Genomic DNA, 13,423 nt, shown 5'->3' on the forward strand with positions numbered 1-13,423 from the left:
TTTACTAAGTAAAACCCTCTGGATATATGTTGATAAATATTTTAGGCCAATTTAAAACGGTATAGTAGTAAAAATCAAGCGGTAATTATAACCAAAATGTATTGTAGTTATTAGTCTTTAAAATGGCTTATAATAGGAAAGTAAATAAGAAGAAAACAAGCACAATATACATACCAGGAGTGTTGAATAGTGTTTACTAATATAGAACAGTGCGTCGAGTTTTTATCCTCATTAAAAAAAGGTAGTAGTACTTCGATTCCGTTAGAAGTCGTTAAATCACTTTTACATGAGTTTGGCGACCCTCAACATACATTTAAGACAATCCATTTAGCAGGATCAAACGGCAAAGGCTCTACTTTAAATGCACTAAAGGAAATATTAAAGTACAGCCAAGTTGAAAAAATAGGCTGCTTTGTTTCTCCGCACTTAGAGCGTATAAATGAGCGTATTACTATAAGTGACAAGCAAATATCGGATGAGCAATTCCTTTCTTACATCAATAAAGTATTTGTAGCTATAGATGAAAAGGACGGGGTTTACCCTAGCTTTTTTGAAATTATGACGATTGTAGCATTCTTATATTTTGCGGATGAAAAAGTAGATGTGGCTCTAATTGAAACTGGCATTGGGGGCAGATTAGATTCAACTAATGTTATTAATCCCCTCGTTTCAATTATTACAACGATTTCTTTAGAGCACACAGCAATATTGGGTGACACTTTTGAGGGAATTGCCTATCAAAAAGGTGGCATTATTAAAGAAAATAGACCTGTTGTAACAACGGTAGAAAATAAGGAAGCGTTAAAAGTTCTGCGGAAAATAGCTGAAGAGAAGCACGCATCTATAGCAATTATCAATGAGGACTTTGTGGTTACAAAAGTCACTCAAAAGGAACATACGCAGATTTTTAATTATGCTAAAGGGGATTACGTAATAAATGATGTTGAATTACGTATGGCAGGACCTCATCAAATTAACAATGCTTCATTAGCTATTACGACGGCATTATTATTAAGAGATGCTGGATACTTTGATATAACAGAAGAAGCCGTTCGAAAAGCCTTAAAAGAAGCAAAATGGGCTGGTCGCTTTGAAGAATATGCCCATCATATCATAATTGATGGTGCCCATAATCCTGAAGGTACAGAGGCATTAATCGCTACTTTAAAAGCGAAATATCCAACAAGGGAATACGATTTTATCTATGCTGCTATGCAGGATAAGGATCATCTGAAAAGTATTCAAATGATGGAGGAAGTAGCATCCTCTATGACATTTACGCAAATAAGTATGCCTAATGCCGCACCAGCCGCTGAATTAGCTGCACTATCACAGCACCACCATACTCATTTTGATGCAGAATGGGAACGTGTAGTGAAACGGGCAGCCGAGGAAAAAGAGGAAGAGCATGTATTAGTCATAACAGGATCTCTGTATTTTATTTCTGAAGTACGTGCGTTTTTAAACAATAAAGTGAAGCAATAAATGAGGTGCTGACATGATTCCAAAATTAGATCGTTATAAAGAAAGATGGGGAGTACGTAGTGATGCCTCGATAAAACCAGGGTTAACAGCAATTACTGAAGCATTGCAATTAGTAGGAAATCCACATAAGAACTTATCCGTTGTCCATGTGGCGGGTACTAATGGGAAAGGTTCAACCATTACCTTTTTAGAGCATATAAGTAAGGCTCACGGACTTTCGACTGCTACTTTTATGTCACCGTGTATAGAAGATGTACATGATCAAATTAGGTTAAATGAACAACCGATTTCGCCAGCAGAGATGGATGTAGTATTTCGCATTATGGCGGATGCAGGGTTAGACGGTAAGTTAACAGATTTTGAACTTCTAACAGTAGCAGCTTTTCTGGCATTCGAGCGATTTGCACCTGACATTACTATTATTGAATGTGGCATGGGGGGGCGTTTTGATAGCACAAATGTTGTGATGCCTATTGTGTCAGTTATACCGAGTATTGCATTAGAACATACGAATTTTTTAGGCTCAACCCTTGAAAGTATTGCAATCCATAAAGCAGGTATTATTAAGGGTGGAAAACCAGTAGTGACAGGTGTTCTACCAGTTGAAGCAATGGATATTTTTATACAAGAAGCGAAGAAACATCACGCACAATTACTTATCTATACTGAAGATTTCAATGTTATTGAGGAAAATGCGACGGAAACATATATTGCTAATGATATACGAATAACGAATTTAACACGTACAATGCTGGGGTTACACCAGCGTAGTAATATGGCGCTTGCAATTACGGCATTTAAAATCGTTGCACAAATAAATGAAGTGAAAATAAGTGTCGATGCAATTCACAGTGGGGTTCAAGGAGCTCAGTTATCGTGTCGCTTTGAACAACTTGCGCCAAAGCTCTACATTGATGGAGCGCATAATCCAGCTAGTGCAAAAAGTTTAGTAGACGCGATCCGTGAGCAATTTCCTAATGAACCCATCCATTTTATCGTTGGTATGTTAGCGGACAAGGATGTCCGAGGAGTTCTTGAGGAATTAGAAAAAGTGGGTACAACTTTTAGTTTCGTAGAGGTTGCGAATGAACGTGCAATGGCTGCAGATGAAATTGTGAAAATGAGTAATGCAGAAAATAAATCGACAACATATGACATTTTGACTACTATTCAACAAAAGTTGCTGTTGAATGAAGTAATTTTCATGACTGGTTCCTTATATTTGTTAGCAAAATGGCGAAAAATATTGCATGAAACATTTAATTGAATTGCATTAAATGGATGACTTTGGTAAAACGATTTGCTATAATTGCTTAAAAGTAGGCATAAATACTCACGGTGAGGGGTGTGAGAAGTGAATTTGTCACTAAAGTTCAAATGGACCGTCTTTGCAGTATGGTTGGCCACTGTACCAATTAGTTTATATGTGGTATATCTCTATTTCCCTCCGCCAACAAATATTGATTGGTCTGAGTTTATAGGTTTCATAGTGTTGGCAATCATTACAACCATTTTTCCTATTGTTATAAACGGAGTATCTTTATTTTTTATGCAATGGGTAAACTTAGCGATTTTTTTGAAATATGGATTATTTATAGAATTAATTGTATTCCAAATTGCACTAATTCCATTTTTATATCGAGCTAAACTACTAAAGCCAGACTTATACCGTATTCCTTGGAATTCGATTATGTTTTTCCTCGTATCATTTATTAGTGGTTTATTTTTTATCTTAATTGGTGGAAAATTTGGTTCGCTTAGTATACCTCATATTGTCGTATTCGGAATGATTTATTTATTAGTGAATACTTTTATAAATCATGTATTACTGAAATTAAGTTTAATCTTTATGAAGAAAAGAGCTCCATTTCTAACAAAAGATGATTATTGGGATTATAATAGTATGCTATTCACTTTTCCTATGGGATTAACACTATATCTACTGTCAGAATATGTAGGGCCTATAGCATTTGTTTTACTAGGTATGCCATTTTTGATAGTGACTCAGATTTTAAGAATGTATAGTACTTCAGAAAGAGTAAATGAATACTTATCGATGGCAGCGCATTTTGGTCATCAGTTAGGGGATAGCTTAACGAGTGATGAAGTTGTGGATTTATTTATGGGTAAAACAATTGAAATCATGCCTGTAGATCATGCTTACATTATCGATATAGTGAATGGTCAACTACAATTCGACAGGTCACATGAAAATGGTGTAGATACAGATGTTAATGTTTCTCACGAAAATATTTTAAAAACTCCAATCAAAGAAATAATGAATACAGAGCAAGCAATAGTGTATAACCAACAGTCCGAATGGATAAGTATGGGGGCTGGTTTTTTACCCTTTGACACGCAAAGTATAGTCATGATGCCAATTTCGATAAATCAAAAAATGGTAGCAATTTTATTGCTAGCTTCTAATAAGAAGAAATCCTTTGAAGAATATCAAATTCGTATATTGGACTTACTATGTTCTTATTTTGCAGTTTCGTTGGAGCGCTCACGATATCTTGAGGTAACATTAAACAAAAGTGAACGTTGTGGCCTAACTGGGTTATATAATTACAGGTATTTTGAGGAACAACTTACATTTAAAATGCAAGAATTGCTAGATGGAGAAATGCGTCAGCTATCGTTAATCATGCTCGATATTGATCATTTTAAACTTATTAATGATTCATATGGTCACCAAAGCGGCAATGATATCTTATGTGACTTTGCTCGAACATTAGAGGAAGAAGTGGGAGATAGAGGGATACTAGCTAGATTTGGTGGTGAGGAGTTCGTAATTCTACTGCCTAACGTATCTAAAAGTGAGGCTCTTCACTTAGCGGAAGAAATTCGTATGAAAGTGCAATTTAAATCATTTGAAATCGAATCGGATTTGAGTGTGAATCATATAAGAGAACATGTTACAATCACGACTAGTGTTGGTGTTTCAACTGCTCCTGAGGATTGTGATAATCCTATGGCGCTATTACGAAATGCTGATAGGGCTTTGTATGTAGGAGCTAAACAAAAAGGTCGAAATCGCGTAGCGGAGTATCTAAAAACCTAAACAAAAGCTAAGGGGATTCTAGAATTCTCTTAGCTATTGCAACATATAATTAATAGCAGTATACATATCAGTTAAACATTTTTTTTTAACTTCTTTCAGCAGAAGTCTCCCACCTCTATAGGTGGTGAGATGAATGCGGATTTAAGCTACTTTTCAGCGGGTGTCCAAACGCCCGCTGAAAGAAGTTAAAGCCTCCGGTGGATGTCACGGAATCGGAAAGGAGTTCTTTGTGCAAGCACAAAGCCAATTCCGGACGCAATTATGCCGAGGCATAATTGATTATGAATGCCAGCACTACTATTGATATACTGTAGAAAATGCGTAGAGAAAACGTGGAATTTAAAAGAAAGGATGTACTTAAAATCAATCAACTTGAATATCTAAGCAAAGATCCTGGAAAAAGACAGTTAGAAAAGGTCATTCGAGCACTCCAGAATATTGAACAATTAACTATCACCAAGATTAATCGCGTTGTAATAAAAAATGATGAGACCATAATTGTAACTAATTTGTCTAAAAAAGAATTATTTGAAGGAATAACTAATCATAATAACGAATCAATAACTACTGAAGAAACAAAACCCCTTAATCTTCCGTCAGCTAAACAACAAGTTGAGGAAATGCAGTCTGAAACTCCCGTATTTACAAATGCATCTGAAGCGAGCTCAATTAAGCCTGAGTGTATAACATTTGATGCATTACTAACCTCTCCAAATTATGATGATGTTTATGATTTTATTAAAGAAGTAGAAAGATTAGAGCGCATAGTTCGTATAGATAAAATAAGTTTTTCTGTACCAAACGGAGATGCAGTTTTAAATGGTTTAAAAGAAACCATTCAAACGACACTGCAGCTCACGACTTTCTACTATAAGGATAAGACGTATTAGTGGATATTCTTTTTGAAGAAAATGTAAAAAATAAAGAGGCGTTTCAAAGTCTTGATCTGACTTTGAAACGCCTCTTTTGCAATAGTATAACAATATAATTCTATTCTTCTATTAAAGCTCCTTGACTGGATAATTGTTTAGCATCATCATAAGTCGGAATTGTTTCAATAGGTATAGGGTTAGAGGAAGCAAATTGAACAAACGATCCACCAGAAGCAGTAAAAGATTTTGCAATGACTGCTCCTGTAATTTTTCCACTACCAGATAAAGTGACATCTGCATTAGGTGTAAAAAATACCCTGGTAATAGCTGATGAATCTCCATCTAATTCAACTTTACTTCCGCCAGAATAAATATCGCCTTGGAATCCGCCGCTACCTCTGAATTTAATATTGGCATTTTTCGCATAAAGTGAACCAAATATTTTTTGATCACCACTCATGTTTATTGCATTATTTCCTTTGTAATATACTTTTAATTGGGATATATCCCCATTGTTATTTACTGAACTTGAGGAATTTGTTGTTATTTTGTCTTTCACATAAATAGATAGTTTTCCGGAGCCTACTATGTTTATATGTCCATTTTCAATATTTAAGTGATCAATTAGGATTGCTTTATCAGTATTCCCAACATTGATTGTTAAAGAATAATTACTTGATAGTATGATGTTTTTGAATTTCATATTATCTGTCATGTTAAGTGTATATTTATCAGTAAGGTTGTGATTAATTAATAAATCCCCGTCATGTATAACGTTTGCTTGTTCGGAATTGTCTATCTTGACTATTTCATTTTTAGGATATCCTAAAAGCTCAAGATTTTTATAATCATCCTCAGGAAAAGAAGGTAACTCGATATCGATAGGTGTGCTAAGATCAGCTTTAGGTTTATGGTCATAATAAGAAGGAATATCTATACTACCGGGATTAGATGATTCGGTTGCGATATCTGCTCCATAAATATTAGCACTTCCGGATAATGAAATTTTATTATTAACATGGACTGCATATTTAGGTGTATATGTTTCCGGTGTGGGAGTTGTTTGGACAATTAGAGAAACCATATACACTTGGGTAACTACCCTTTTTTTATCACCAATTTCACCAAGTGATTTTATATTGTATTTGTTAGAATCATCTTTATCTTTAGTTAATGTTATAGTCGATTTGGGTTTTTTACCAAAATGTTCTTCATAATTACTAAACTGATTAACTGTTGAACTTGCAATATTCCTTTCTGCCACTTGGTAGAAATAGTCTTTGAATTTGAACTTTAATTTGTCTTTATTACTTAAAGTTGCATAGTGGTTTTTAGTAGTAATAAAAGCATCATTAACCCTATCATTTAGTTCTTCTCTTTTTTGTACAAGACCTGCTTCTGCAATATAGTAAACAGATTGGTCAGTGCGCTCGTTTGAAGATTGCTTCATTGTTGTGGCTGTAACGCTCATTAATGCAACACCAAGTACTGACATGACGATTAGTACCATTAAAACAATGACAAGGGTATAGCCTTTTTCATTAATAAAAGTGTGGTTTTTTATTATTTTTCTCATTAGCTCCCACTCCTAACGACTATTTTTGTTTCTGCTTTTTTCCCATCAAGATTTTCAATAATAATATTCCACCCATTGTCTTTATATTTGACATTAAATTCCCTAATATTCGTAGCAAAGTTTTCATTGTCTTTACTGATGCTCATTGTGTTCTTATCGAATTTATATTCTACATTGTTTATTTTTATCCCATCATTAATAGAGGTAATATCAGTCGTTTTCCGCATTTCTTTTGTAATGACTTTAAGTACATAAGACATTTCATTGAGTTGTTGGTTTTGTTTTAATTGTTTGTCATATTGTTCAGAGCTAGTTAGTTGAACTTTAAATATTAGAATAGCCGCAAGAGCGGTTAAGACGACAACAGCTAGTATTTCTACCAATGTTAACCCTTTTTCATTATTTAATATATTTCTCATGGTTCACCTCATTTCCATACGAATACATTTTCCATTTTTGCTTTCAAGTTATTTTCGTTATTTTCGTAGACTTCAATAATGATATTTGTCAAATTCGGAGCACTGTTGTTTCCTTTTAGCTTTAATTTAATAGTGATTTTAGAATCTTTTTTAGTGAAATCGGAACTGCTATCCTCTTTTTTATAACCTAAGCTTTTAATCGCTTCTTCTCGGTTGGTAGCCTTTTTACTAACTGCGAAAGCTTTTTCCATTTCACTTTGCGCGATATAAGTCGCATCTACAATATTTTCAGAGCTCTTTCCTGTTTTCGCTGTTTGAATAAAGAAGGTGAAAAATGCAGTTAATAGAATTGCTAATATTACGAACGATGCCATGACTTCGACAAGTGTGAACCCTTTTTCATTTGAATGAACCTGTTTAAAAATCATTATTTAAAACCTCTTTCGTAAGATTGATAGAATATATCTTTTCAACAATATGGGCTGCCATATAAAAAATAGCATAATAAATGTCAATAAATATAAAAAAATCAAATATCATAGTTTAATATATTTAAATATACACTTTAATCATAACTCCTTCTGTGATATATAGCATACGTTTTTAGATAAAATTCCTAAATAAATTTTAAAGTGTGATAAAAGTCGTATCTTTTTGGAAAAATTTTATTTATAATCTATTTTATAGTTAGAAATATATGTGTATATAAAAATATTTATAATAGGAGAATTGGAATATGAGGTTATTTACGAAAATCACAATTGCCCTACTGGTATTCAGTTTTCTTGTTTCATTTGAATATGTTGGGGATAAAGTATTAGCTGCTTCTAAAGGATCTACTATTGGTAATATACCTATCGAGGATTTGTCTAAAGGAGAAATGAAGAAAAAATTAAATGCAGCTATAGTTGAATGGCAAGGTAGTGAAATATATATAACTATTGGAGAAAAAGAAGTCACATTACCTGGAGAAGATTTTGTTTTCGATATAAATGCCTCTATTAAGCAATATGAACTTAGTGTAGAGAGACCTTGGTATGCTTTTTGGGAAAAGAAACGTATTGTAAATGAACCTTTGATAGTAGAAGGAAATGCTAGTTTAAAAGAGAAAATTGAATATCAAACAAATTTAAAAGATGAAAATCTAACTACTCAAGTTCTTGAAGCAGCATCTTATTTAAAGAACGGTCCTATAAAGGTTGAAGTAAAAAGTTTATCTATTGAAAACGCCGAACGAATCTCGTTTGAAACCATAGCAATAAATGACAACCAATTTGCGGAAATATCGGAAATTGCCAATAAATTAAATGACTACATGATCGAGCCGGAAATTGAAGTTTCATTTAATGATCTAATTGCTACTACTTCCAACAATGAAAATACAATGACGATTGTAGCCTCAGCTTTACATAGTGCAGTGCTGCAAAGTAGCTTTGAAATATTGGAAAGGCATCAAGCTAATGAAGTTCCAACCTATGTGAATGCAGGTTATGAAGCGGTTGTTAATCCATTGTTAAAGAGGGACTTTCGATTTGTATCTCATAGTAAAGTTCCTGCGAAAATTGTAGCCAAAGTAAAATCAGGTAAATTAAAAATTGAACTATATTCACTTCCGGGGAATCCAAAAGTGTCCGTCTTTGACAATGGCAAAAAGAGTGTTAAGCCACGTACTATATATAGATATTCTTCTTATATTGAAGAAGGTGAAAAAGAGATAGCTCAACATTCAAAATCTGGTTTACAACTATTAATTTATCGGACGATTACTAACGATGCCGAGGAAGAAAAAACCGAGTTGATCAGTCAAAATTACTACGCTCCATTAAATGAAATCATTGAGTTGTCATCTATACAAACACTTGTTGAAACGAATTCAAGTGAAGAAACAGCTTTAGATGAATGTAATGGAGATGATACATCTACCTCTTCAAATGTTTGTAAACAAACAATTACTAAACGTAAAACAGCAACCAAAAGTAAAAATGGTAGCCCTGTTCCAGAGGGGAGTTATTATACCAAATCAGGAGATATTGTTACGCCTGGTGATACAAAATAAGGTGGTAAAGAGGTGAATGAACAATGAGCAGGGTGAAAAGAAAAAGACTAGGGGATTTATTGGTCGAGGCAAACGCAATCACTCAAGAACAGTTAGATTATGCTCTGAAAAGTAGAAATACAAATGAAAGGCTTGGAGATTTTCTAATTCGAGAAAATTTACTAACGGAACAACTATTAATTGAAGTACTGGAATTCCAATTAGGTGTACCTCATATTAGTATCAGTCAATATGCAATTGAGCCGGAGCTCATCCAACTAGTACCAAGAGAATTAGCTAAACGCTCATTATTAATGCCTTTGACGCGAGAAAAGAATAAATTACTCATTGCTATGGCGGATCCTATGGATTATTTCGCGATTGAAGAAGTACGAATGGTGACGGGCTGCCAAATAGAAACGAGTATCGCGATGAAGGATGATTTATACCGTTCTATTTCTAAATACTACGATTTACAGGAAACGATGGATGCGGCATTAAATGATTTTATACCATTAGAAAAGGATGAAGAAAACGAAATTCTTGACGATGATTCTCCCATTGTTAAGTTAGTTAACCAAATTATTTCAAGTGCTGTTGTCCAAAGAGCTAGTGATATACATTTTGATCCTCAAGAAACAGAACTTAGTATTCGTTTTCGTATTGATGGTGTTTTGAAAAATGAACGTGCACTTCCGAAGCATATGCAAAATATGATTATTGCTCGTATTAAGATTATGGGGAATTTGAATATTACTGAAAATCGTTTACCGCAAGATGGAAGAATAAAGGCGAATATTAATCTTCATCCGGTCGATATTCGGTTATCTACGTTACCTACTCTTTACGGTGAAAAAGTTGTTATGCGCGTATTAGATTTGAATAACTCGCATGGAGATATAAGAAAATTGGGTTTTTCGGATAATAACTTAACGCTTTTTAAAGGAATGATTTCAAAACCTAATGGAATTGTACTTATTACAGGTCCGACGGGTTCTGGTAAATCTTCTACACTATCCGCGACCCTCCAACATTTAAATAGTGATGATGTAAACATTATTACAGTTGAAGATCCAGTCGAATATCAGATGGATGGTGTAAATCAAATTCAAGTTCGTGAGGAAATAGGTTTGACGTTTGCTAACGGCTTAAGATCCATTTTACGTCAGGATCCGGACATCATTATGATAGGTGAAATACGAGATTTAGAAACAGCTCAAATTGCGACACGTGCATCTTTAACAGGTCATTTAGTATTGAGTACGTTACATACAAATAGTGCAGTTGAATCAATTTCTAGGTTGTTTGATATGGGAATCGAGCCTTTCTTGATCTCATCATCAGTTGTAGGAGTCGTGGCGCAACGTCTCGTTCGACGTGTCTGTCGAGATTGTGGTGAATATCATAACTTATCAGTGCAGGAGCATGATATCTTCCTAAAATACAATATTCAAATTGACAAAGTGAAACGTGGGAAAGGTTGCCCATCATGTAATAAGACTGGTTATAGAGGGCGACTAGCAATTCATGAAATACTTGAAGTCAATGATCACATAAAAGAAATGATACTAAATAAAGCTGCGATTGCAGAAATTAAAAAGTATATGTATACCCAAAATTACCGGACATTGTTAGAAGATGGACTGTTAAAGGTGGCAGAGGGTGTTACAACTACAGAAGAAATACTACGTGTAGCAACTGATAATTAGGATGTGAGGATTATGACAAAATCTATTATAGAATTACTAACTTATGCGGACGATAGCGATGCTTCGGATTTACATGCAACTGTTGGTGTTCCCCCGTATTATCGTATAAACGGTCAATTGCAACCTTATGGAGAAGAGAAGCTGACTCCTGATGACCTAGAGTTAATGATTAAAGAAATTCTACCCACGCATCGGCAAGAAGATTATGAAATAAAAGGTGAAGCCGATTTTAATTACTCGCTACCTGGAAGGTGCAGGTTTCGTATAAATGCTTATCATCAACGAAATAGCTGTACAATAGCTGCACGTAAAATCACATCTGAAATACCGACTATCGAGCAATTGGGCATGCCTGAAGTATTAAAAACCTTATGTAATAAACCTCAAGGGCTAATACTTGTAACCGGTCCAACAGGTTCTGGTAAGTCAACTACTTTAGCGGCAATGATAGATTATATTAATACGAATAATGCTAAACATATTATCACCCTCGAAGATCCAATCGAATATTTGCATAAACATAAGGTGTCGATAGTTAATCAAAGAGAAGTAGGTACTGATACTTTGAGTTTTGCAAATGGTTTACGAGCAGCTCTTCGGCAAGATCCGGATATTATTTTAGTGGGAGAAATGCGTGATCATGAAACGATTTCAACAGCAATTACTGCTGCTGAAACAGGTCACTTAGTAATGGCGACACTACATACAAGTAGTGCTCCAACTACGATTGACCGCATAATCGATGTCTTTCCACCTCATCAACAAAGTCAAATTCGTATTCAACTTGCCAATGTGTTACAAGGGATCATTTCGCAGAGGCTATTTAAACGTATAGACAAGCCAGGGAGAGTAGCGGCAACGGAGATTTTAGTACAGACTTCATCAATTTCAAATCTAATACGGAACGATAAAGTACATCAAATACCTAATGTTATGCAAACAAACCGAGCGATTGGTATGCATACGATTGATAGTTCTATTCAACAGCTTATAGCTCAGAAAAAAATTGGTTTTGAAATTGCCAAGACATATTTGAGTGCAGGTGAGTTTGCATGACAGTATACCGCTATAGTGGTAGATCTTCTAAAGGTGTTGCTGAGAAAGGGATTATAGAAGCGAGTTCAAAACAAATAGCCGTAAAAAAATTACGAGATAAAGGCATTAACCCGAGGCAAATTGAAGAGTCTAAAAGTATTTTGCACAAAGATTTAAAGTTTGGTGGTGGTGTGAAGAAAGAAGACTTTGTTATATATTGTCGTCAATTCGCAACGCTAATTCGTGCAGGAATTTCAATCGTAGAAGCTACGCGAATTCTAAGTACCCAGACTTCTAGTAAAGCGCTAAAAAAAGCATTACAAGATGTGGAAGAAGATATTCGTTCTGGTATTGCCTTTTCTGCTTCTGCAGCAAAAAATCCTAAGGTCTTCCCAATGCTCTTTATAAACATGATGAAGGCTGGAGAAGCGACGGGTAATTTGGACGATACATTAGATCGAATGGCTTTTAGCTATGAGAAATCGTTTAAGTTAAAGAAGAAGATTCAATCTGCTATGACCTATCCGGTTGTTCTTATTATATTAATTATTTTTGTAGCATTCTTTATGCTTCTATGGCTTGTGCCAAGATTCACTGAATCTTTTGCTAGTTTCGGAGCAGAGCTTCCTGCAATTACATTGATTGTTTTAGCGTTTAGCGATGCATTGAGAAACTTTTGGTGGGCTTTTTTACTCATAACTTTAGCTATAATTGTAGGATTTATATTTCTATATAAAAAAAATGAAAAATTCTATTTTTCTACACACTATGTACTATTGAAAATGCCTATTTTCGGTAAAGTACTTCAAAAATCTGCGATTGCTCGTATGACAAGAACTTTAGCAACTCTTTTTAGTAGCTCTGTACCTATATTAAATGCATTAGCCATTGTTGAGAAAGTTATCGGTAACCCAATTATTGAAGAAGTAATTAGTGAATCGAAGAGTTCGTTAGAAAAAGGAAGTCCGCTTGCGAAACCATTGGAGCAAAGTTGGGTATTTCCGCCGCTAGTAACTCAGATGGTATCCATTGGGGAGCAAACGGGTTCGCTAGACTATATGTTAGAAAAAGTTGCAGAGTTTTATGAGGATGATGTGGATCGTACAGTAGATTCATTGAAGTCCTTAATCGAGCCATTAATGATTTTACTTTTAGCGGCAATTGTAGGATTTATAGTAGCTGCGATTATGCTGCCGATGTTTAGTTTATATGAACAAGTTTAGTGAAT

Annotated in this window: 11 protein-coding genes; 8 read left to right on the top strand and 3 right to left on the bottom strand. The window is 34.6% G+C overall.

The genetic code is table 11. From position 1 onward, the window contains the following. The first annotated feature begins 189 nt into the window (after nt 1-189). From ACZLO7_RS06755 to ACZLO7_RS06770, 4 genes are all read left to right on the top strand, one after another. The gene (locus ACZLO7_RS06755) at nt 190-1,485 is read left to right on the top strand and encodes a bifunctional folylpolyglutamate synthase/dihydrofolate synthase (RefSeq protein WP_464940972.1); all 1,296 of its coding nucleotides are present in this window, start codon (nt 190-192) and stop codon (nt 1,483-1,485) included. Between the two features lie 13 nt (nt 1,486-1,498). Further along, on the top strand, nt 1,499-2,752 hold the full coding sequence (locus tag ACZLO7_RS06760) for a bifunctional folylpolyglutamate synthase/dihydrofolate synthase (protein WP_464940973.1): 1,254 nt from the start codon (nt 1,499-1,501) through the stop codon (nt 2,750-2,752). Nucleotides 2,753-2,839: 87 nt separating this feature from the next. After that, the gene (locus ACZLO7_RS06765; RefSeq protein ID WP_464940974.1) at nt 2,840-4,549 is read left to right on the top strand and encodes a sensor domain-containing diguanylate cyclase; all 1,710 of its coding nucleotides are present in this window, start codon (nt 2,840-2,842) and stop codon (nt 4,547-4,549) included. Nucleotides 4,550-4,881: 332 nt separating this feature from the next. Next, a complete protein-coding gene (locus ACZLO7_RS06770; RefSeq protein ID WP_464940975.1) occupies nt 4,882-5,439 on the top strand; it encodes a type 4a pilus biogenesis protein PilO in 558 nt (185 codons plus the stop codon). A gap of 100 nt (nt 5,440-5,539) precedes the next feature. Here the strand turns inward: ACZLO7_RS06770 and ACZLO7_RS06775 are convergent, their stop codons facing one another. From ACZLO7_RS06775 to ACZLO7_RS06785, 3 genes are read right to left on the bottom strand one after another with little or no spacing between them, the layout of a single operon-like run. Then, entirely contained in the window at nt 5,540-6,997 is a 1,458-nt protein-coding gene (locus tag ACZLO7_RS06775) for a pilus assembly PilX family protein (protein WP_464940976.1), read from the bottom strand. Further along, a complete protein-coding gene (locus ACZLO7_RS06780) occupies nt 6,997-7,416 on the bottom strand; it encodes a hypothetical protein (protein ID WP_464940977.1) in 420 nt (139 codons plus the stop codon). Before ACZLO7_RS06780 ends, ACZLO7_RS06775 begins: the two co-directional genes overlap by 1 nt. A gap of 8 nt (nt 7,417-7,424) precedes the next feature. Next, nucleotides 7,425-7,844 (bottom strand): type IV pilus modification PilV family protein, encoded by a 420-nt coding sequence (locus tag ACZLO7_RS06785; RefSeq protein WP_464940978.1) that lies wholly within the window; start codon nt 7,842-7,844, stop codon nt 7,425-7,427. A gap of 308 nt (nt 7,845-8,152) precedes the next feature. Between ACZLO7_RS06785 and ACZLO7_RS06790 the strand changes: the two genes are divergently transcribed. The 4 genes from ACZLO7_RS06790 to ACZLO7_RS06805 are packed head-to-tail and all read left to right on the top strand — an operon-like array spanning nt 8,153 to nt 13,418. After that, nucleotides 8,153-9,472: a VanW family protein gene (locus ACZLO7_RS06790; protein ID WP_464940979.1), complete on the top strand. Its 1,320-nt coding sequence runs from the start codon at nt 8,153-8,155 to the stop codon at nt 9,470-9,472. Between the two features lie 23 nt (nt 9,473-9,495). After that, nucleotides 9,496-11,160 carry a GspE/PulE family protein gene (locus ACZLO7_RS06795; RefSeq protein ID WP_464940980.1) on the top strand — a complete coding sequence of 555 codons (1,665 nt, stop codon included), beginning with the start codon at nt 9,496-9,498 and terminating at the stop codon, nt 11,158-11,160. Between the two features lie 12 nt (nt 11,161-11,172). Beyond that, a complete protein-coding gene (locus tag ACZLO7_RS06800) occupies nt 11,173-12,216 on the top strand; it encodes a type IV pilus twitching motility protein PilT (protein WP_464940981.1) in 1,044 nt (347 codons plus the stop codon). Continuing rightward, a complete protein-coding gene (locus ACZLO7_RS06805; protein ID WP_464940982.1) occupies nt 12,213-13,418 on the top strand; it encodes a type II secretion system F family protein in 1,206 nt (401 codons plus the stop codon). Before ACZLO7_RS06800 ends, ACZLO7_RS06805 begins: the two co-directional genes overlap by 4 nt. The last annotated feature ends 5 nt before the right edge of the window (nt 13,419-13,423 follow it).

The sequence above is a fragment of the Viridibacillus sp. d25.2 genome, from assembly GCF_055456015.2.

What these genes read in the sequence shown, in the direction of transcription:
- ACZLO7_RS06760 (WP_464940973.1), top strand. Translation starts at nt 1,499, where the DNA reads ATGATTCCAAAATTAGATCGTTATAAAGAAAGATGGGGAGTACGTAGT.
- ACZLO7_RS06775 (WP_464940976.1), bottom strand. Translation starts at nt 6,997, where the DNA reads ATGAGAAAAATAATAAAAAACCACACTTTTATTAATGAAAAAGGCTAT.
- ACZLO7_RS06780 (WP_464940977.1), bottom strand. Translation starts at nt 7,416, where the DNA reads ATGAGAAATATATTAAATAATGAAAAAGGGTTAACATTGGTAGAAATA.
- ACZLO7_RS06785 (WP_464940978.1), bottom strand. Translation starts at nt 7,844, where the DNA reads ATGATTTTTAAACAGGTTCATTCAAATGAAAAAGGGTTCACACTTGTC.
- ACZLO7_RS06790 (WP_464940979.1), top strand. Translation starts at nt 8,153, where the DNA reads ATGAGGTTATTTACGAAAATCACAATTGCCCTACTGGTATTCAGTTTT.
- ACZLO7_RS06795 (WP_464940980.1), top strand. Translation starts at nt 9,496, where the DNA reads ATGAGCAGGGTGAAAAGAAAAAGACTAGGGGATTTATTGGTCGAGGCA.
- ACZLO7_RS06800 (WP_464940981.1), top strand. Translation starts at nt 11,173, where the DNA reads ATGACAAAATCTATTATAGAATTACTAACTTATGCGGACGATAGCGAT.
- ACZLO7_RS06805 (WP_464940982.1), top strand. Translation starts at nt 12,213, where the DNA reads ATGACAGTATACCGCTATAGTGGTAGATCTTCTAAAGGTGTTGCTGAG.